Genomic DNA, 21,318 nt, shown 5'->3' on the forward strand with positions numbered 1-21,318 from the left:
AAGAGTCCTTGGTTAAAGGGTAGAAACCATTGTAGGAGCGAGCTTGCTCGCGAAAGAATCAAGGGCACCGCGCTCATTCAGAATGTACGCGTTATCGTTGACGACCTTCGCGAGCAAGCTCGCTCCTACAGGTACTTTGGTTTATTGCGCCGTGTAGATCTGGTCGAACACGCCACCGTCGTTAAAGAACTTCGGTTGGGCAGTTTTCCAGCCGCCGAAGTCTTTGTCGATGGTGACCAGATCCAGTTCAGGGAACTGTTGAGCGTATTTGGCGGCGACTTTCGCATCGCGTGGGCGGTAGAAGTTTTTCGCCGCAATCTCCTGGCCCGCCGGGCTGTATAGATGCTTGAGGTATTCGGTGGCGATCTCGGTATTGCCCTTTTTCTCGGCGTTCTTGTCGACCACGGCCACCGGCGGCTCGGCGAGAATCGACAGGGACGGCACGACGATGTCGAACTTGTCGGCGCCGCCGTCTTCCTTGAGGGCCAGGAACGCCTCGTTTTCCCAGGCCAGCAGCACGTCGCCCTGACCGTTGTTGACGAAGGTGATAGTCGAACCGCGTGCGCCGGTGTCGAGGATCGGCACGTGCTTGAACAGCTCTTTAACGTATTCCTGGGCCTTGGCTTCGCTGCCGCCGGTCTTCAGGCCATAGGCCCAGGCGGCGAGGAAGTTCCAGCGCGCACCGCCGGAGGTTTTCGGGTTAGGCGTGATCACCGACACGTCTTTCTTGATCAGGTCGCCCCAGTCCTTGATGCCTTTGGGGTTGCCCTTGCGCACCAGGAACACGATGGTCGAGGTGTACGGGGTGCTAGCGTCCGGCAGGCGGGTTTGCCAGTTTTCCGGCAGGGTCTTGCCCAGCTTGGCGATTTCGTCGATGTCGCCGGCCAGGGCCAGGGTTACCACGTCGGCGCGCAGGCCGTCGATCACCGCGCGGCCTTGCTTGCCCGAACCACCGTGGGATTGCTGGATCTTCACGTTGTCGCCCGGGTGGGACTGTTTCCAGAAGCTGGTGAACTCAGCGTTGTAGTCCTGGTACAGCTCACGGGTGGGGTCGTACGAGACGTTGAGCAACTCGTAGTCCTTGGCAACGGCGGAACCGGCAAACACGGCACTGGCCAGCGCGGCCAGGGCATAACGGCGAATCGACGACATAGAAGCTCCTGAAAATTCTTGAGTGTTGGCTTTTTTTATAATTGCGGGTCTATCGCCGTTGCTGCTCAGCTCGGTTTGTTACCCGGGTTCTGCAGGCGGAATTTTTCCTTGCGTTCGATCTGTACCACTTGAGCGTTGTGTACGGTGATTTCCACCGCGCCAAACCGCAGATCGCGCAGGGCGCTCTGGATCTCACGCAAAATGGCTGCTTCGTCCTGGCCGTCGACGCTACGTAGAGATGCGCTCATGGTCTCGCTCCTGAAATGAATAGTGCCTGGCAGTGGCGGCACTGCTTGCGGCGTGAGAGCGATAGTAGATAAGCGGGGATATTCTTAAAAATACTATTTAAGAATGTTTATATAACCAGAAAGAATTTTCTGTTGGGGCGTGGGGTTGCGCGTGGGTTTTGAACCACAGCACTGAAATAAAGCCTTGTGCAGTTCCAATGTGGGAGGGGGCTTGCCCCCGATAGCGGTGTGTCAGGTTAGTCAGTCTTGGCTGACACACTGCCATCGGGGGCAAGCCCCCTCCCACATTTTGACTGTATTTCAACTCTGGATAGGGGGTGCCCGGGTCCAATCTATCTCATCGGCCGGCACCGGCTTTCCAAACCAGTACCCCTGCCCCATGTCGCATTCCTGGTCCAGCAGGAACCGGGCCTGCTCCACCTGCTCGATCCCTTCGGCATGCACCTGCATGCCCATGCTTTTCGCCAGGGCGATGACCACGCGCACGATGGCGGCGTCGTCTTCATCCCACGGCAGGCCTGCGACAAAGCCCTGATCGATCTTGAGTTTCTGCACCGGCAGGCGCTTGAGGCGCAGCAGCGAGGAATAGCCGGTGCCGAAGTCGTCGATGGCCAGGCGTAACCCCAGCTCGCGCAGGCGGTGCAGCTGTTCAAGGGCCACTTCCGGGTCGTCCATCACCGCGCTTTCGGTGACTTCCAGCTCAAGGAAGACCGGGTCCAGGCCTGTATCGTGAAGCACCTGGCCCACGTGTTCGTAGAGTTCGCGCCGGGCAAACAGCCGGCTGGACACGTTGATCGCGATAAACCCCAACGGCGCGCCGTCCGCCAGCCATTGGCACATCTGGCGGCAGGCCTGGTTCATCACCCAGGCATCGATGTCGGCGATCAACCCGGTGCGCTCGGCGATGGGGATGAACTCGCCCGGCGGCACCAGGCCGCGCTCCGGGTGCTGCCAGCGCACCAGCGCTTCGACGCCAATCAGGCGGCCGTCCTGCAGACCGTGCACCGGCTGGTAGTAGACGCGCAGTTCCTGTTGCTCAAGGGCGCGGCGCAGTTCGCTGGCGATTTCCACCCGATTCTGCGCGTGAGCGGTCAGCTCCTCGGTGTACAGGGCGTAGCCTTCACGGCCCGCATGCTTGGCCTTGAACAGCGCCGAATCAGCGTTGCGCAGCAATTGCTCGGCGCTCAGCGCATCGCTGGGGAACAGGCTGATGCCGATGCTGGCGCTGATAAACAGCTGGTTGCCGTCGAACACAAACGGCTCCTTCATGGCGTCGAGCATGCGCTGCGCCAGGGCCGCCGCCTGCATCACCTGCGGGCAACTCTCCGCCAATACGGCGAACTCGTCGCCGCCCAGACGCGCCAGGGTCACCCCAGGCCTGAACAGCCCCTTCAGACGCTCGGCCACCAGCTTGAGCAGTTGATCGCCCACATTGTGGCCCAGGCTGTCATTGATGATCTTGAAGTGGTCCAGGTCCAGCAGCAGCAATGCACAGCCACGTTTGTGCACTTGCGCCGAGGCCAAGGCCTGCTCGGCGCGATCGGTGAACAGCAAGCGGTTGGGCAAGTCGGTGAGCGGGTCATGATGAGCCAGGTGCGCCAGTTCGTGTTCGGAGTCCTTGATGGCGCTGATGTCCGAGAACACCGCGACATAGTGGCTGATGCGGCCTTGCTCATCGCGGATGACGCGGATGGTTTGCCACTGTGGGTAAATTTCTCCGCTTTGGCGTCGGTTCCAGATTTCCCCGCTCCATTCACCGCTGCGCTCGAGGGTCTGGAACATCTGCCGATAAAAATTCGACGAATGGCGCCCGGACTTGAACAGGCTGGGGGGCTTGCCCATGACGTCTTCGCGCCGGTAGCCGGTGATCTCCATGAACGCCCGATTGACGTGCACGATCAGGCCTCGGGCATCGGTGACCAGCACCCCTTCACGGGTGCAATCAAATACCGCAGCGGCCTGTTGCAGGCGCTCATGGTTTTCCTTCAGGGGTTGTTGCAGCTGGTGGACACGGGCGAAACGCACGCCCATCAGGTAGATAGCCAGCGCGCTCAGGCCCACCCAGACATAGCTACGCAGTTGCAGCCAATGCGCCAACGCCTGGGGTTCATCGATAAAGTTGATCAATAAGTGGTGGCTGAGCCTGAGCCATACAATGGAAATCAGCAGGTATACCAGCCCCGCACGTAGGGCTCCTCGGTATGTAAACAGCATATGGTCAGTAATCCTTACCAAAAAACAGAATCGCCCTACGAAGGCTGAGGATTATAGAATAAGAAACATCCAGTCACTCCTATCTGAAAGAGCGGCTGGTTTTCTCTGTAGGCTTAGTGATAATGCGTGAGCTGTTCTTTACTTTATCTGAGGGCCATACAGCCTATGTGGTACAACGGTTTTCTTGACCTGTCAGCCTGGCAACTGGTGGCAGTCACGCTGTTGATGACCCACGTGACCATTATTGGGGTCACGGTCTATCTGCACCGTTATTCAGCCCATCGCTCGCTCGAGCTCAATGCCGGCCTGAAACACTTCTTCCGCTTCTGGCTGTGGCTGACCACGGCGCAGAACACCCGCGAGTGGACCGCTATCCACCGCAAGCACCACGCCAAATGCGAAACCGTCGATGACCCCCACAGCCCGGTGATCAAGGGCCTGTCCACCGTGCTGCGCAAAGGCGCCGAGCTGTACCGCGCCGAGGCGGAAAACCCCGAGACCCTGCGCATCTACGGCAAGAACTGCCCGGACGACTGGATCGAACGCAACCTGTACACGCGTTTCCCGCTGCTGGGCGTGGCGCTCATGGGCGTGATCGACCTGCTGCTGTTCGGCACCATCGGCATCACCATCTGGGCGATCCAGATGATGTGGATTCCGTTCTGGGCCGCCGGTGTGATCAACGGCCTGGGCCATGCCGTGGGCTATCGCAACTTCGAATGCCGCGATGCCGCCACCAACCTGGTGCCATGGGGCATCATCGTGGGCGGTGAAGAGCTGCACAACAACCATCACACCTACCCCAACTCGGCCAAGTTGTCGGTCAAGAAATGGGAGTTCGACCTGGGCTGGGCCTGGATCAAGGTGTTCAGCTTCCTGCGCCTGGCCAAGGTGCAGCGCGTCGCACCGATCGCCCACCGCGTCGAAGGCAAGGGCCACCTGGACATGGACACCGCCATGGCGATCCTCAACAACCGCTTCCAGATCATGGCCCAATACCGCAAATTGGTCATCGGCCCGCTGGTCAAGCAGGAGCTGGAAAAAGTCGATCACTCGGTCCGCCACCAGTTCCACCGCGCCAAGCGCCTGCTGTCGCGGGAAACCAGCCTGCTGAGCGATCGCCACCATGTGCGCATCCAAAGCATGCTGGAGCACAGCCAGGCACTGAGCGTGATCTACGAGAAGCGTCTGGCGCTGCAGCAGATCTGGCTCAAGACCAGCACCAACGGCCACGACATGCTCGCGGCGATCAAGGAATGGGTACATGAAGCCGAAGCCAGCGGTATCCAATCCCTGCGCGATTTTGCCCACCAATTGAAGACCTATTCACTGCGCCCTGCGGGGGTCTGACGCGACGGCGGGAGGGCTCGCCCTCCCGCACATTGGCTTTCTGACGCCATTTTCCGGGCACCGCCAATCGAGCCCGATCACGGAACTTCACCGCAATTCCCCTCTCTCAAAGAACACTTCGCCATCATGGTGACCGCTTGTAGTGACCGCTGTTCCATCCTGCGGCGCGCCCAGAGAGAGTTGTTCCGATGGTTCACGAAAAGCCCTGCACGCCTGATGTGTCCTCTGCCCAGCCACCGCGCCCGGCGGCCGCGTCGACGCTGTTGGCGCTGATGCATGCCCAGGGTGAGGTCGAGCGCCTGAGTGCGCGTGAGCAGCTGCTCAGCTCGCTGCTGGTGAGCGTGAACGCCGTGCTGTGGGCCATCGATTGGGAAACCCGTCGCGTGCTGTACGTCAGCCCCGCCTACGAACGGATATTCGGCCGCAGCGCCGGTTTGCTCCTGGCCGACCATCGGGAATGGCGCAACAGCATCCACCCCGAAGACCTCGACTATGCCGAACACAGCCTGGCCCGTGTATTGGAGCAGGGCGCCGTGGAAGACCGCGAATACCGCATCGTCACGCTCGACGGGCAGATCCGCTGGCTCAGTGACAAGTGCTACATCAACCAGCAGGCCGAGCCGGGCAAGCCGATGATCGTCGTGGGCATCGCCGAGGACATCACCGAAAAAAAGCACCTGGAGCTGGAACTGCATCGCCTGGCCACCACCGATGTGCTGACCCAGAGCAGCAACCGCCGGCACTTCTTCGAGCTCGCCAACCAGGCCTTTGACAGCGCCTGTGCGCAGGGCACGCCGCTGGCATTCCTGCTGCTGGACATCGACGATTTCAAAGACATCAACGACACCTACGGCCATCTGGAAGGCGACCAGGTGCTGCGGCGCATCGCCGAAAGCGGGCGTGGTGTGTTGCGTCGTGGCGATCTGTTCGGGCGCATCGGTGGCGAAGAATTCGCCGCCATACTGCCCGGCTGCGCCCCGGAGATGGCCCTGCAGGTGGCCGAGCGACTGGGCAAGGAAATCCAGGCGCTGAGTTTCAGTGTCGAAGGTCACGCGTTTACCGTGACGGTCAGCCAGGGATTGACCAGCCTGCGCGAAGATGACTCAACCCTGGACAAACTGTTCGGCCGCGCCGATGCGGCGATGTATGAGGCCAAGCGTCAGGGCAAGAACCGCGTGATTGCGGGTTAGGTCGGGGCCAATACGGGGCTTGCCCGCAGCTTTTTTCAAGGTCTCTATTCCACACTGCGCAGCTTGCGCCAAAACGCATTTTGCGCTTGGGCTACAACAATCACTCATAGCATTTTCTCTGTAGGACGACCGTCGAAAGATGGCAGCCCCGCGCTCCAGCCGACTCCCAACCCTCACCACAAAGATCTACCCCCCCGCCACCTCCTCGCGGTACTAAATTCATTCGCCATTGCCGCCGGTCATTCCTCCCGACCGGGCAGACTCTGGAGCATGAACCATGACCATCGGATCCACCTACGACTACCCCGCCCTGGTCGCCAAGCACTTAACAGCCCACGCCCCATCGTCATGGCGAGGCCGGTTCCCAAGTCCTCCGGACTTGTGCTTCAACTATCGCAAATTGGTCGAACAAGATTTTGGCATCGCCCAGGCAACCCAACCCGATTACAAAATCTGCATCGTTGGCGCTGGCATCACCGGATTGACCGCTGCGCGCGAATTACTCCGGTGCGGATTCAACAACGTCACATTGTTGGAACAGTCTCACCGGGTTGGCGGGCGTCACCTATCGATGCTCAATCGCGGCCAATCTCCACTGCTGGGCCAGACCCCCTTCGAGATGGGCGCCATGCGCATGCCCATGTTCAATCAGGCAGGTGAATCGCCTTTAGATGGGCAAACGCTGCTGGCCTACTATTGCAAATTCTTTGAACTGCAGCTGTCCGACTTTCCCAACCCAGGCACATCGCATGTACGCAACACCGGCATTTACCTGCGCGAAGGGTTACTTGAGGGAACGCCACAGCCACAGATGCTTATCTGGAAAAACCCGCAAGGCCACACGCCACCTCCAACAGAAAAATTGCAGGAGGTGTATGCCAAGTGGCGCCGTTTTGCCGATCAGATGACGCACGAAGTCGCCCAGATGTATGGCACGCCACTATGGGAATCCTTATGGGCCGCTATCGTCGCGCGTTACCAGAGCCTGTCCTTTCGTGACTTGGTGGCGTTGGCGAGCGTTACGTGGAGCGCCCGTACTCCTGAGGACTTTGGCGGTCTCGGCATGACCCAGGAAGAGTCCACCCTTTTCTATTCCATCGGTATCGGCGATGGCAGTTGGGGGGCGTTTTATGACGTGTGCTGCCTCTACCCTTTACGTACTGCGATCTTCGGTTTCAGCAGTCAACTCCAACTGGTGCATGGGCGCGTCGGCATTAACGGCAATCCCGCTCCGTCACCGTATCTAGGGGAAACCACCCTCAAAGACTGCAATGACTTACCGTTCGATGCGCCGCGCTACCTGGGGCTAACGGCACTGGACGAGTGCCTGCTTTTTATGGAGGCCAAGTTAGACGGCAAGTCCTTCTATGATCACAGTCGGCAACGCGGGAAGGGCTTTCTTACCGACACCTCAGTGACTCGCTTGACCAAGCTTGAAAACGGCCAAATCCGCTTGACCTATGACTGGCAGGTCAGCAGTCCCACAGCCACATCAGAACGCCATGAAGATTTCGATGCCGTGATCATGACACTGCCATCCTGGATTATCGAAACACACATTCAGCTGGAAAACTTCAGCCAGGCGATGCTGCCGTATTCCGTCACCAATGCTTACAAAACCGCCCACTGGGAAACCAGTTGCAAGGTCTATGCGCCGCTCAAGAAAAGCTTTCTGTCGAAAAACAAAAAAATCCCCCAGATCATGGTCACCGACAGTTTCATCCACGATGTGTACACCTACCGCTACCACAACGCCTATCCCTATGACTGCATCTTGCTCAGTTACACCTGGGAGGACGACGCGACCAAACTGGCTTCTTTCGACGACCAAACCTTGGTCGATAAGTGCGTCACGGAACTGGACCGCATCCTCTTACGCAGCGCCAATATCAAAACGGCGATATCGCCCTACATCGACAAACAAAACGCCATCGTCCAACGCTGGGTGACCGACAAGAACGCACTAGGGTGCGCCAAGCTCTATCGCGCGGGGACCTACTACGACGCAGTCAGCTTGATGCAGTACAACCGGGACTATGCCCATGTCAGCGGCCTTTATCTGGCCGGGGAATCGTTTTCCGTGGATGCGGGCTGGACCGAGCCGTGCCTACGTGGCGCCGTCGACGCAGTGATCAACCTCTGCAGTACCACCCTCGCCAAGTTCAATGGGGGCTTTACCCTGGATGAATATCCCCGGTACCAAGGGCCGCCAAATCGATAGAGCAGCTGCCTACGACCCTAACGGAAACAGCCTACTGACGCACAAGCAAAAAAGACTTTCTATTAAACGCCCACCTGATCCGGTGGGCTCATAACAATAAAAAGAGGTCTACACGATGAACGATTCCACGAGCCCGGTACGCGTCGCCGTTGTGCAATTTGATCCGCAAGTCGGTACCCACAATCGCGCCTCCAACCTGGAAACCAGCCTCAGCCTTGCCCTGCAAGCGATGAACAATGGCGCCAATCTGATTGTGCTTCCGGAGTTGGCCAATACCGGTTATCTATTCAACAATCGCCATGATGCCTATCTACATGCCGAACCCGTTCCAGGCGGTCCCAGCCTGCGGGCGTGGATGGACTTCGCCCAGGCTCACCAAATACATCTTGTGGCGGGCCTGGCCGAGCGCGAAGGCATGCAGCTGTTCGACACGGCAGTGCTGCTGGGCCCCGATGGCCTGATTGGCAAATACCGCAAGGCCCACCTCTGGAACAAGGAAAAACTCTGGTTCACCCCTGGCAACCTTGGATTCCCCGTATTTGAAACATCCATAGGCCGCATAGGCTTACTGATCTGCTGGGACATCTGGTTCCCCGAAGTCCCACGCATACTGACTCAGCAAGGCGCCGACATCATTTGCAGCCTGAACAACTGGGTGTGGACCCCGCCGCCCCTGTTCGACGAAGCGGGCAAATGCATGGCCTCTTACCTGACCATGACCGCCGCCCACGCCAACAACGTGTTCATTGCTGCCGCCAACCGCATCGGGGAAGAACAGGATGCGCGTTACCTGGGGTGCTCGCTGATTGCCGGCACCAACGGTTGGCCCATCGGCAAAATCGCCTCATCCGACGAGCAAGCGATCATTTACGCCGACATCGACTTGTCCAGCGCCCGCAGCGCGCCGATCTGGAACAGCCTTAACGACCTGCAACGGGATCGCCGGAGCGACCTGTATGACACGATGCTCGGCTACCACCTTCACCCGTGCCTGCCACGCTGACGGAGGGTCGATCATGGATTACATACCCACAAAAGTGTCATCGGACTCATCTGTTCGCCACCTTGTCATGCTGATCTCGGCCACGCTCATCCTGATCGCGTCACTCACTGCGTTGTCGGTGTCTTACTCCACCTCGGCACCGGTACTCTGGCCAGGTTACAACGACATGATGGACAGCCTGCCCTCGCCAATAGCGTGGTTACGTTGGGTGGTCGGCGATATCAGCGAAGTGGCCTTCTACAAACACGAGTTCGCATCACTCGGTCTGCTGCTCGGTGGTGCTTTCGGTTACTGGGCCAGTCGGTACGCGCAAGCCTGGCAAGGCTTCAGCATCGCCTACGGCACGGGGCTCTGGCCTTGGTTGGTGACCAGTTCATTGCTGGGACTGCTGCTGAGCAACGCGATCTGGGGCTGGACCCTGACAGCGGATTCCTGGCAACCAACGTTCGCTGCATTTGTGTCACTTCCGGCGGCCATGGTGTTGCTGTTTGGCGGGGGATGGAAGGTCACGCTCAACGGCGCCTTGCTCGGCGCGATTCTGGTGACGCCGAGCTGCCTGTTGATGGTCAACTACTTCTGTATTCCCCTGGGTTTGCCAGTGGTGATTGGCAATGTCCTGGGCATGGCGTTAGGTAGCGTGGTCGCATTTTTACTCTGCCGCGCACTTCCGGCGCTGGTCAGCCGTGCAACTGAAACCAAGGCCGGCATCCCTCCCCCCGCCCCGCTGAAAACACCCGACTACGGCATACGCTGGACGTTACGTCGCGTGCTGGCGGACTTCTCCGAAGCCCCATTCTTTGGCAATGAGTGGGCCAGCCTGGGTTTGCTCGCCGGGGTATTGCTGGCCTATGCATTAAATCCAATGAGCCCCGCTTATGGATCTGGATGGTTGCCACACCTGATTGCAGGTCAAGCGCTGACTTCTCTGATCGGCATCATCCTGTGGCGCCGGCAATGGCGCGAGCGTGGTTGGTACCCAACCTATGTACCTCTCGTGTCTGTGGTGCCCGCTGCCGTCTTGACCTATGGCGGAAACGCGACAGTGATTGTAACCAGCGCATTGCTGGGAGCCCTGATCGCCCCGCCGCTGGCCTGCGCAATTGCCGGGCGCCTGCCTGACTACATGCATCCGTATATCGGCAACGTATTGTCCATGGCGATCAGTACGGTGTTGATCGTACCTTTGATCGGTATGGTAATTGCGGATTAACGCATCAGAATGGGCTGGTTTCCTGGTGCGTCACCTGCATCAGCGCCAAGGCAATGGCGTGGATCTGGCCCAGCATCCACAGTGCGTTTAACCAGACCTGCAGAATGCCCTGCGCACCGTAATACACACCTGCAACCTGACCTACGATGGCGGCAGTGATGCCTGCATCGTCGCCCAGGTTCGCAGCCGCCAACCCCGGAGCGCGCAGACTAAACCTGCAGCGCCGCCAGCCACGCCAACAACTTTTCATCCTGGTTCGGGCCAGCAATGATTTGCAACCCGCAGGGCAGACCATCCACGGTGCCAGCGGGGACATTGATGGCGGGTAAACCAAGCAGGTTCCAGACGCTCGTCAAGCCATTGATGGCCTCTCGAATGGGATGTTCAACGCCGTTGACAGTGATGCTCTTGAGACCAAACCGTGGTGGCGTAATCGCGGTGGATGGCATTACCAGCAAATCGGTTGCTTTGAATAGTTCAGCCACTTGGCTCTGCAGCAACTTGCGGCTTCCCAGCGCATTCAGATACTGCCAGGCGCTAATCGCTTTGCCGGGTGCGAGGCGAGTTCTCAGCTCACTGCTGAAATGGCTGCCCTCATCCTCCAGGTACGCCCTGTGCACGGCGTAAGCCTCGGCGAGCAGAATGGTTTTAAAAGCACTTTGAACCGCTGGAATCAGCGCTTCGAAATCGACGGTCCGTTGTCCCGTATCAAATATCGCGTGGAATCGTGCACGGCAGCATGCAAGCACGCGCTCGTCCACATCGTGGATCGCCCTGGGGTCCACCCATACCGCCCGAGGTTTGTCGGCAGGTTTCACGCAGCTTATTGGCGAGACGCTAAGTACCTCCAGCAGTATGGCAATGTCTTCTACACATTGAGCCAGTGGACCGACATGGTCCAGGGTGGCGCTGACAGGGTAAACCCCCTCAAGAGAAATGCGCCCGTAACTAGGCTTGAACCCAACCACGCCACAAAAAGACGCTGGAATACGAATGGACCCTGCGGTATCAGTGCCGATCGCGATGGGGACCATGCCCCCGGCAACCGCTGCGGCACTCCCTGCGCTGGACCCACCCGTGACCCTGTTCAGGTCGTGAGGATTGTGAGACGGCCCCTGAAATGAAAATTCGCCCGTTGGGCCGAGCGCAAACTCACTGGTCAGCGTTTTACCAACCACCACCGCCCCGGCTGCCCTGAGCAGGGCGACACAACGCGCATCAGTCGTAGGCCAGTGGTTTTGAAACAGGTGAGAACCATACGTCGTAGGCATGCCCCGAGTATCGATGTTGTCCTTGATTGCGATGGGGATACCGTGCAGCGGCCCGCGATACTGACCCTCGTCGATCTCCCTATCGAGCAATTGTGCGGTGTGGAGTGCCTCAGCCACGTTAAGCGAGACGAAGGCATTGATCGCAGGGTTCTGTTGATGGATAGCGTCCAACGCCGCCTGAGTGAGTTGAACGCAACGTACCTCTTGGTTGCGCACCTGTCGGGAAAGCTCTGCGACAGTTTTGCCTTGGAAGAAGCAATGAGGTTGAGCCATGAGTGAAAAACCTCCTGCACATACGGGTGGATAGCAGGAACTCTGCCTGATCCGCAGGCAGATGTATGTCATCCGCTTCGCTTAATGAGTTGGGATGAGCCCGTCAGATAAAGACACCGGCAGGAAAGCCTCGTGCGATGTTCCATCGGCTTGCCGGCGCCAGGTCGGCCCTGCCCCGTCCTGGATGTGGTAAGAGGTGCAGCAGGCCAGCGGTAATGCCTGCACATCACGCAAGAAGCCGCCCCGTGAACAAAAAACCGCATATGCGTTTTTTGCTCACGGGGCGGCTTCTTTGCGCAGCAAGGTGGGAACGACTAGCTGCAAGCGTTTATTACTTGCAGCTTGTGGCTTGCCGCTTACAGCTCGGCAAAGCACTCTTCAATGATTGCCAGGCCCTTGTCCAATTGCTCGTCCGGCGAGGTCAACGGCACCAGCACGCGCAACACGTTGCCGTAGGTACCGCAGGACAGCAGGATCAGGCCCTTGTCACGCGCCTTGGCCACCACCGCAGCAACGGCTGCGGCGTTCGGTTTGTGGCTGTCGCCATCTTCGAACAGTTCCACCGCGATCATCGCGCCCAGGGCACGCACTTCGCCGATCACCGGGTATTTGGCCTGGATGGCCTTGAGGCCAGTCACCAGGCGCTCGCCGACGGCCTTGCAGCGGTCCAGCAGGTGCTCTTCTTCGAACACTTCCATCACCGCCAGTGCGGCGGCGCAGGCAATCGGGCTGCCGGCATAGGTGCCGCCCAGGCCGCCCGGGGCGATGGCGTCCATGTATTCGGCCTTGCCGCACACACCGGCCAGCGGGAAGCCGCCGGCGATGGATTTGGCAAAGGTGGTCAGGTCGGCGGCAACGCCCATCTGTTCCATGGCGAAGAAGGTACCGGTACGACCGGCACCGGTTTGCACTTCGTCGGCGATCAGCAGGATGCCGTGCTTGTCGCACAGCTCGCGCAGGCGCTTCATGAACGATTTAGGCGCGACGTAGAACCCGCCCTCACCCTGCACCGGCTCGATGATGATCGCAGCGATATCACGCGGCTCGGCGTCGTTCTTGAAGATGCGCTCGATGCTGGCGATGGCGTCGTCGTCGCTCACACCGTGCAGTTCGTTCGGATACAGCGCACGGAACACACCGCCTGGCATCAGGCCCATGCCGGCCGAGTAAGGCACGACTTTGCCGGTGAGGCCCAGGGTCATCATGGTGCGGCCGTGGTAAGCGCCGGTGAAGGCGATCACCCCAGCACGGCCAGTGGCGGCGCGGGCGATTTTCACGGCGTTTTCCACCGCTTCGGAACCAGTGGTGACCAGCAGGGTTTTCTTGGCGAAATCACCTGGCACCTTGGCCGCGACTTTTTCGCAGACTTCCACGTAGGGCTCGTAGGCCAGTACCTGGAAGCAGGTGTGGGTCAGCTTGTTCAGCTGCGCGGTCACCGCCGCGATGATTTTCGGGTGCACGTGGCCGGTGTTGAGCACGGCGATACCGCCGGCGAAGTCGATGAACTCGCGACCTTCAACGTCGGTCACGGTGGCGTTCTTCGCCGATTCGGCGAAGATCGGGTGAATCTGGCCAACACCGCGCGGTACAGCGGCTTCGCGGCGTTTCATCAGGGATGCGTTGGTCTTGCTCATAAAGTCCTCATTCGCCGCTCATCGGGCGGCGTGGTTCAAGGATAGGTGACGGGGAGGCAACTACGGCAGCATGCGATGATCGACTGCCACAGCTTTCCCGGCCACTGCGAATAACGACGTGAAACACGCAAAGGGACAGCGCTCTCGTGCCCTTTGCGTCTGTTGCAATCTCTTACAGGGCTTAGATGCCCAGGCAGAGGTATTTGATTTCCAGATAATCCTCGATCCCGTACTTGGAGCCTTCACGGCCCAGGCCCGAGGCCTTGATGCCGCCGAACGGCGCCACTTCGTTGGAGATCAACCCGGTGTTGACGCCGACCATGCCGTATTCCAGGGCTTCAGCCACACGGAACACACGGCCCAGGTCGCGGGCGTAGAAGTACGAGGCCAGGCCGAATTCGGTGTCGTTGGACATGGCGATCACTTCGGCTTCGTCTTTGAAACGGAACAGCGGCGCCAGTGGCCCGAAGGTTTCTTCCTTGGCCACAGCGGCGTTTTTCGGCACGTCGGTGAGGATGGTCGGCTCGAAGAAGTTGCCTTCCATCGCCTTGCCACCGGCCAGCAGCTTGGCGCCTTTGCTCAGGGCATCGGCAATGTGCTCTTTGACCTTGGCCACGGCTTTTTCGTCGATCAGCGGGCCGGTGGTTGTGCCTTCTTCCAGACCGTTGCCGATCTTGAGCTTGGCCACGGCCACTTTGAGTTTTTCGGCAAACGCGTCGTACACCGAATCCTGGATATACAGGCGGTTGGCGCACACGCAGGTCTGACCGTTGTTGCGGTACTTGGAAATGATCGCGCCTTCGACGGCCTTATCCAGGTCAGCGTCGTCGAACACGATGAACGGCGCGTTGCCGCCCAATTCCAGGGAGACCTTCTTGATGTCCTTGGCGCATTCAGCCATCAACTGGCGACCGATCTCGGTGGAGCCGGTGAAGGACAATTTACGCACGATCGGGTTGCTGGTCAGCTCGCCGCCGATGTCGCCGGCGCTGCCGGTGACCACGCTGAGCACGCCTTTGGGAATACCGGCACGGTGCGCCAGCTCAACCAGGGCCAGGGCCGAAAACGGCGTTTGCGAGGCCGGTTTGATCACCATGGTGCAACCAGCGGCCAGGGCCGGGCCGGCTTTGCGGGTGATCATGGCGGCGGGGAAGTTCCACGGGGTGATGGCTGCGGTCACGCCGATCGGCTGCTTGATCACGATCAGGCGCTTATCGGGCTGGTGGCCGGGAATCACGTCGCCGTAGATGCGCTTGGCTTCTTCGGCGAACCACTCGATAAACGAGGCGGCGTAGACAATTTCACCCTTGGCTTCGGCCAGCGGCTTGCCTTGTTCGAGGGTCATCAGGCGGCCGAGGTCGTCCTGGTTTTCGATCAGCAGTTCGAACCAACGACGCAGCTTGTTGGCGCGCTCCTTGGCGGTGAGTGCACGCCAGGCCGGCAGGGCCTTGTCGGCCGCTTCGATGGCACGGCGGGTTTCCGCGGCGCCCATCTTTGGCACAGTACCGAGAATCTCGCCCGTGGCCGGGTTGCTGACCTTGATGGTCTGACCATTGTCCGCATCGACCCAAGCGCCATCGATGAAGGCTTGCTGGCGGAACAACTGGGTATCTTTGAGCTGCATGTAGGCTTTCCTTAACAGCACCGCGCGCACGCGGAGCGAATTAGAGTTATTGAAAGGCGCCTGGTGGGCTGCCGTCAGGGAAATCAGCCTCGGTGCGTAACATCAATAAAGCGCGCACGGGAGACAGAGCGTTTGAAATCTCAAACGAATCCTAGGATCAATGGGGGGAAGGGGCAATAGGCTGTTCGAAAAAAAGAACGTAAACGGGGCTTTTGCCGGATTTTTCTGATCAGCGTAACTGGCCCAGATTTCATTGCGTCGTTCAGTGGCGCCCAGCGCAGGGCCTCTATACGGCAGATTCCTACACTCAAACGCCCAAAGACCAGCATGGACGCCCAAGGTCGACATGGGTATGATGTCGCCCGCACAAGCATCCGTAGCTCAGCTGGATAGAGTACTGCCCTCCGAAGGCAGGGGTCGTGGGTTCGAATCCCGCCGGGTGCACCATATAGAGATGAAAAAGCCCCAGGTCGGAAGAGCTGGGGCTTTTTTGTGGGCGATTTTTGTAAGCCTTGGAGGTCAACTGGGCGGCAGTTGGCTCTGCTCCGAGCCTGCAATCCTGCGTGAGGTGGGGTGTCACGCAATGAATGGGGCTTTGGTCTGAACGTAAATAAATCTGTCCCCATTTTCCTACGGCCGTCATATTACCAAAACAAAAAAACGAACACTTTAAACACAACGCAATCAAATCAGTCTTCGTGATCGATGCTATTTGAACGTCGATCCGAAAACTCTTGCGCATAAATGATAACCCTATCATCCCCTCCACTTACCTGATGCTCCTCGTAAAACGTCTCCAACTCATCATAAGAGAGAAGTCGCGAACCAATTTTAGCCTTATTGAATAGTTGCTCAAACATTTCACTAGAAAGAGAAATATCTCGCATCTTTGAATACTCAAGCACTTCGGCACCACGAGGTCCAACCGTTTTACATTCGTTTATGCGGCATATTGGAAGATGCTCCCCACTCGACAAAAAGCTTTGATCAGGTCGCTGCAATTTATCCGTAGGCCTAAGAAAGCCAGCGCAACAAGGAAACCTATAGGGATTTTCGATTGAAGCTTGCTGACATATAGCCTTGTCGCATGTAAAACCTTTCAGACGATCTAACTGAGTTTGCATCCGTTCTTCTGATAAATACATAGTCTTTTTGTCCCAGATCTTATATTGAACTGCGACAATTCTGACACTCTCCTCATTAGGGCTGTGCCTTTCATAAATTATATCAGCCCCAGTGATGTGCTCTGGTTTATCAGGGTGAAGCACTCGAACCCTGAGAATATTTCCATCCGGCAATTCAAAGTCCCGGTAGGCTTTTCCGGATCTAATCGCTGGGACAATCCGCTCTACCGATAACGCGTCACGAAAGATAAGCTGATTTTCAGTGTGAGGTATAGGGTTAATCTCTTTCTCAGCATCTACGAGAACAGACAATCTGCGTTTCAGCTGGTCAACCTTTGCTTTTTCATGCTTTTCTTGTTTTGCAACACCTAGTAAGTCTTTTAAATCATCGATATCCTCTGTAATAAGCTCACCGGCTGTAACTAATACGCCATTCCTTATCGACTTCAAACCTGCTCGCTGGCGATATTCCTTTGCTGTATCACTCTCTCTTTCCCGTCTTAATATGCTTGCGTCAGGTCCAAGCAGCTCGGGATATAGTTCTCCACCAAGCTCTAAAGCAGTGTCATATGTAGACTTCCTAGCATCGCCTTTTGTAGCAATTTTTGTAAGTCCACGAATTGCATTTAATGCAACCCATTCGGAATCGAGTCGAGAAAGTTCCGTCATTATTGGTCATGCCTAACGAAAATAAAAATCTATCAATAACACCAAAAGATTGGTGCATGGAGCTTCAGTACCCATCAGGCCATACCCTTGCAGGTAATGCAAGCAAATGGCCATCCTGGTGACTGATGGCCATTTTTTTAACGCTATCGCCTCACTGTCTCCAGAGCTAGCCCAACGCTAGGCAAGCTTTTTTCATTGAGGTAAATTGATAGCAGTTATGTTTTCTGGAAGAAACCAATTATTCAATGTGCCCAATGCTTCCGGTGAGAGCTTCTGCGTAAATAGTAGTGCCAGGCGACGTTTGGGACGAGAGCAAGCCACATAGAAGAGATTACGATTTCGTTGGAAAGCTTCTTCTCTCGCGGCTGGCACAGCACGGGCTCCCGCCAATTGCAGCATTTCACCAAAGTTATACCTATTCCAGCCACGACCTACAACAACTAACACATTTTCAAACTGAGCCCCCTTGACACCGTGTTTCGTTTCAAATGGCGAGTGTCCATCCAAATAAGAACGCAGTGCGATAACCTCCGAATAATCGATAGTTCGAAATCTCTCTATTTCCGCAAGTGTGTTTGGAAGTTCTTCGCCCGTGGAACGATCAAACTCTTTTAATTCTCGCTCACGTGTTTCTATTTTTTCGGGCAGCCTAGGTTTCCGATGGGATTGCAGGTGATCTAAAATCTCTCCTACAGTTCCAGATCTTCTGAGTTTTACCAGCTCATCCATTGCTGAAAACCATGAAACTTTGTCCGCATGACTTCGAAGAAGTGGCTTGGCACCACCTAGAGCCTCAAACATCGGCCCAAATCGATTCGCAACAAAAGCATCGCACGCCGGCTCAAGCTGATCGACAAAAAACGCTACGTATGGATGTTCCTTTTTTGTAAATGATTCATTATAGCGAAAGACCCCTGGCAAACTTGCATACCCCTGTTCAGTTGCAAGTAAGCGATGGGTCAGCATCAGTACCTTTGTGTATTCAGAAGATAAATTCCAGCCTTCATTTTTCAATGTCGCCCTAGTCAGTTCTAGAGCAGTATGTCCAACCTCAGTCGGAAGGTCACCTCCCCAATGCCCGCCTGTTCTACGATCTCCAGCCCATCCGTTTGTATGAAAGACGTGGACGTACCCTTCGGCCTCGGCATCCTTAACAAATTGACGTAGTTCGGGACGCATTCGATTTAGACAATCTACAACTGTCTTCACAGATCGAAAGTTCGCTCCTTTTCCGATTTCAGTAACAGCCGCATGCTTAAGTTCGCCACATCCACCATCATAGATTTTCTGCCAATGATCACCAAAAAAACCGAATAGAGGACGATTCGGATCATCTAGAAACAATTCCTTTATAGCATCAACCCACTCCCTATCAGTGTCCTGATATTCATCCACCAAAATTATTGGATAGCGATCAATAACCATGTTACGGAACTTCGCATGCTTCATAAGCGATACAGTTAAGGGAATGACGTCATCATGATGAATAGAGACGCCACCCTCTCGGATAGAGCGATAACCTAACAAATACTCAATCGAAAAAGAATCTATGCTTCCTCCAGCTTCGGCTATTTTTTCCTGCCATATTGGCATTTCCGCTATCAACTTTCGTAGTTGCTTTTGAAAACCGCTTATCAATGACCAACAAAACGCGTGATTAGTATCGCAATATACAATAGGGTTTCTATCGATTCTCGACGCTATTTCACCCTTTGCCACGTTGGTAAAAGTGATACAAGCTATCTTTTGACTTCTTCTCGAAAACGCATACTCGTTGTGTTTGATCAGATATTTTAAAGCTTCGATCAATGAATATGTTTTACCTGCGCCCGCCCCAGCTTCTAGTCGAAAACTTTGACCAGCATCAAGACACTTATACATTGACTCAAGAGCTTGCTGACTCGCCTCCTCAGCGGGTGATTGGGATTTACACATTTAGTGGTTCCTCCGCTTCACTGGCGATAGCCTCTGCAACCATTGCCAAGCCAGGATCTGGTACATCTGGTTCAATTACAGCAGCCAGCCATCGCAACCCATCAACAATGTAATTGGGAGGAATCCATGCTGTTTCTTGAATAGCATGTTTTAAGGCGAATTCAGATTTTTTAAATTCTCCGGCCTTGTTACGTGCCTCTATTTCGCGTTCCTCACGAGTTTTTCCGGCAAGTCCGAACAAATCATGATTAGCCAAGATGAAGGCATCCTCGAATGTTCTCCCACAAGGCCCATCTTTCTCCTGACTGCATTGATAGGCAATGCGATTGCCACTCTGTATTTTTTCTGCCTCCCCCTTCGCCAAAAGACCAGCAAGAGTGAAAGGCTTATCCTTAGAAAACCAAGCTTTCAAACATGCATTACTAGAGTAAGTACCTTTGTGAACTTCGCAAGCCTTCCCTCCTGCTCGCTCGACAGAATCAAGATCGGTAATAATTAAGCTTCGTAGTTCTAAAAAGCGTAATAATTCGAAGAATAAATGCGCGTAAGCTCCTCCAACTTCCATTGTGGCAACATACTGGATTGACAGTTTTGGTTTATCAGGCTCAGCCGCTTCAATTTTATCAATAATAACAGGAAGCAGAAGCCGCTCACTTAAACCTTCAACGAGCACAGCCTTGTCCGCAAAAAATAAATCACACCGTGTAAGCGTCATATACTGATGAAGGAATTTTTTATCTGGCTCCGTAATGCCTGACAATCCTTTTCGCAGATCTTTTATAGTTGTTTGACGAATCCCCGCAGGGGTTCCAGCTACATTTTCCCCAAGGAAATATCGAATGCATTCGAACCCTGCCTCGTTTGCTACATGGGATGAATGAGTCGAAACGACGAATTGTACTGGCCATGGAGTTTTGTCTTCAGTGTTATCGACAAGCAACTGCGCGGTCTTAGCCAACTGCCTGATAAAAACCTCCTGCATCTGCGGATGAAGATGGGCCTCTGGCTCTTCTATAAAAATCAGATGAACGCCAGGAGCATTTATCTCGGCACGGAATGCCTTGTAGAAACCCGCCAACTGTAACAATATAAAAATAAGATTTCGTGCCCCTAGACCATTATAAGACTCTGGCAGCGTCACTCCGCTATAACCTGCATAGCGTACTTTAGTGAAGTTGGAGAGGAGTTTCCGAACATCAAGTAACGTTTCCGTATGTAGTTCTTGGTTACCTAGGCCTGGGTATCCGAAACTCTTCATAGCGGGGATCAGATTCTGGAGTTGCCCTCCGAAGCTAGAATCTATTTGAGTTTGTATCTCCTGTATGGCGACCTGTAAACCGTCTGCTATCTGCTTATCTGCTGATTGAGGTGAAGAAGATGAGGCCGTGGCAAAAAGCAGTTCAACTGTCTTGGCCAATACATCGGACTCCCTGGACGTAACGTCGTCGAGGCCGCGCTGAGCATTAATAAACCCTGTTTTTATCAGACTTTTTAATGCGCTCGGTTGCAGCTGGCGCTGATTATCTGGATCGTTAGGATCTTCCGCCCACACGCGTATACCAAAATTATCTGGAATACGTTCCCGCAACGCTCGGAAAAATGGAGCCTTAGTCTCCTCGGATATTGGAAGAGCTGGTAGTGTTTGAAAGAACTGCTCAAGATGTCCATCTTTGAGCTCGTATCGGATGACTACGAGCGCATCAGTACAATCTGGATCTAAGTCGATTACAAAAGGGCTTAACGGACCGAGGAGCGGTCGATCGGGATCATATTTGAAGGTTAAACGGAGTTCAATAAATGGAATTAACGCCCTAACTATTTGATCGCTTTCGTCGTTCTTCAATGCTTCCAAGGCAGTGCAAAAATCTCCATAGCAAGAGCTTGAAAAATCCTCAAGCTGGAAAACCGCGCCTCCTTCAGCCAACAATCGGCGCATGATCTCTGAAAGTGAAGTTTTTCCACTATTGTTTCGACCGACAACAACCGTAATTAGGTCCTCTAAAGCGAGTTGCGCATTTGCCAGTAGCCGGAAATTTTTTATCTTAACTTGAGCCAGCTTCATAATTATCCTCGATTGCCGCGTTTAATAACGTCAGCTCCATGTGATTTTCACACTGAGGACAAAGCTTAGACCACTTTGACAGTAAGCCATCGACTCATTTTCACGGACCATTTTCAAGAGCGCTCACGTCACGCCATT

The 21,318-nt window shown here is 55.6% G+C and carries 15 protein-coding genes and 1 tRNA gene; 6 read left to right on the plus strand and 10 right to left on the minus strand.

Features of this window, described 5'->3' with window-relative positions:
• Window positions 1-141 precede the first annotated feature (141 nt).
• The 3 genes from BFP93_RS16030 to dibA all read right to left on the minus strand — a co-directional run bounded on the left by BFP93_RS16030 (window position 142) and on the right by dibA (window position 3,614).
• Window positions 142-1,152 (minus strand): sulfate ABC transporter substrate-binding protein, encoded by a 1,011-nt coding sequence (locus tag BFP93_RS16030; RefSeq protein WP_065893836.1) that lies wholly within the window; start codon window positions 1,150-1,152, stop codon window positions 142-144.
• A 65-nt stretch (window positions 1,153-1,217) separates the two neighbouring features.
• Window positions 1,218-1,400, minus strand: coding sequence for a sulfur starvation response protein OscA (gene oscA, locus BFP93_RS16035; RefSeq protein ID WP_003170956.1), 183 nt, complete (start codon window positions 1,398-1,400; stop codon window positions 1,218-1,220).
• A gap of 300 nt (window positions 1,401-1,700) precedes the next feature.
• Entirely contained in the window at window positions 1,701-3,614 is a 1,914-nt protein-coding gene (gene dibA / locus BFP93_RS16040) for a phosphodiesterase DibA (RefSeq protein ID WP_065893837.1), read from the minus strand.
• Between the two features lie 165 nt (window positions 3,615-3,779).
• On the opposite strand from dibA, the gene desA reads away from it, so the two are divergent.
• The 5 genes from desA to BFP93_RS16065 all read left to right on the plus strand — a co-directional run bounded on the left by desA (window position 3,780) and on the right by BFP93_RS16065 (window position 10,588).
• Window positions 3,780-4,964 (plus strand): delta-9 fatty acid desaturase DesA, encoded by a 1,185-nt coding sequence (gene desA / locus BFP93_RS16045; RefSeq protein WP_057725344.1) that lies wholly within the window; start codon window positions 3,780-3,782, stop codon window positions 4,962-4,964.
• A 188-nt stretch (window positions 4,965-5,152) separates the two neighbouring features.
• The gene (locus BFP93_RS16050; protein ID WP_065883120.1) at window positions 5,153-6,154 is read left to right on the plus strand and encodes a sensor domain-containing diguanylate cyclase; all 1,002 of its coding nucleotides are present in this window, start codon (window positions 5,153-5,155) and stop codon (window positions 6,152-6,154) included.
• 277 nt (window positions 6,155-6,431) lie between these two features.
• Window positions 6,432-8,375 carry a flavin monoamine oxidase family protein gene (locus tag BFP93_RS16055; RefSeq protein ID WP_065893838.1) on the plus strand — a complete coding sequence of 648 codons (1,944 nt, stop codon included), beginning with the start codon at window positions 6,432-6,434 and terminating at the stop codon, window positions 8,373-8,375.
• A gap of 115 nt (window positions 8,376-8,490) precedes the next feature.
• Complete coding sequence (locus BFP93_RS16060) at window positions 8,491-9,378, plus strand: nitrilase family protein (RefSeq protein WP_065893839.1); 888 nt, start codon at window positions 8,491-8,493, stop codon at window positions 9,376-9,378.
• 13 nt (window positions 9,379-9,391) lie between these two features.
• A complete protein-coding gene (locus BFP93_RS16065; RefSeq protein ID WP_065893840.1) occupies window positions 9,392-10,588 on the plus strand; it encodes a hypothetical protein in 1,197 nt (398 codons plus the stop codon).
• A gap of 4 nt (window positions 10,589-10,592) precedes the next feature.
• Here the strand turns inward: BFP93_RS16065 and BFP93_RS16070 are convergent, their stop codons facing one another.
• From BFP93_RS16070 to gabD, 4 genes are all read right to left on the minus strand, one after another.
• Window positions 10,593-10,781, minus strand: a complete 189-nt coding sequence (locus BFP93_RS16070; RefSeq protein ID WP_065893841.1) for a hypothetical protein — start codon at window positions 10,779-10,781, stop codon at window positions 10,593-10,595.
• Window positions 10,782-10,797: 16 nt separating this feature from the next.
• Complete coding sequence (locus BFP93_RS16075; protein WP_065893842.1) at window positions 10,798-12,132, minus strand: amidase; 1,335 nt, start codon at window positions 12,130-12,132, stop codon at window positions 10,798-10,800.
• 356 nt (window positions 12,133-12,488) lie between these two features.
• Window positions 12,489-13,766, minus strand: a complete 1,278-nt coding sequence (gabT, locus tag BFP93_RS16080; RefSeq protein ID WP_065883128.1) for a 4-aminobutyrate--2-oxoglutarate transaminase — start codon at window positions 13,764-13,766, stop codon at window positions 12,489-12,491.
• 181 nt (window positions 13,767-13,947) lie between these two features.
• On the minus strand, window positions 13,948-15,390 hold the full coding sequence (gabD, locus tag BFP93_RS16085; RefSeq protein ID WP_065893843.1) for an NADP-dependent succinate-semialdehyde dehydrogenase: 1,443 nt from the start codon (window positions 15,388-15,390) through the stop codon (window positions 13,948-13,950).
• 370 nt (window positions 15,391-15,760) lie between these two features.
• Between gabD and BFP93_RS16090 the strand changes: the two genes are divergently transcribed.
• Window positions 15,761-15,837: transfer RNA gene (locus BFP93_RS16090), tRNA-Arg, on the plus strand.
• A 242-nt stretch (window positions 15,838-16,079) separates the two neighbouring features.
• Here BFP93_RS16090 and BFP93_RS16095 read toward each other — a convergent pair.
• The 3 genes from BFP93_RS16095 to BFP93_RS16100 all read right to left on the minus strand — a co-directional run bounded on the left by BFP93_RS16095 (window position 16,080) and on the right by BFP93_RS16100 (window position 21,180).
• Window positions 16,080-17,183: a hypothetical protein gene (locus BFP93_RS16095; RefSeq protein ID WP_065893844.1), complete on the minus strand. Its 1,104-nt coding sequence runs from the start codon at window positions 17,181-17,183 to the stop codon at window positions 16,080-16,082.
• Between the two features lie 192 nt (window positions 17,184-17,375).
• Window positions 17,376-19,118 carry a UvrD-helicase domain-containing protein gene (locus BFP93_RS27540; protein WP_083205675.1) on the minus strand — a complete coding sequence of 581 codons (1,743 nt, stop codon included), beginning with the start codon at window positions 19,116-19,118 and terminating at the stop codon, window positions 17,376-17,378.
• Window positions 19,111-21,180, minus strand: a complete 2,070-nt coding sequence (locus tag BFP93_RS16100) for an ATP-dependent nuclease (RefSeq protein ID WP_065893845.1) — start codon at window positions 21,178-21,180, stop codon at window positions 19,111-19,113. Before BFP93_RS16100 ends, BFP93_RS27540 begins: the two co-directional genes overlap by 8 nt.
• Window positions 21,181-21,318: the final 138 nt, after the last annotated feature.

It is taken from the genome of Pseudomonas sp. 44 R 15 (genome assembly GCF_900004965.1).
Taxonomy (GTDB): domain Bacteria; phylum Pseudomonadota; class Gammaproteobacteria; order Pseudomonadales; family Pseudomonadaceae; genus Aquipseudomonas; species Aquipseudomonas orientalis_A.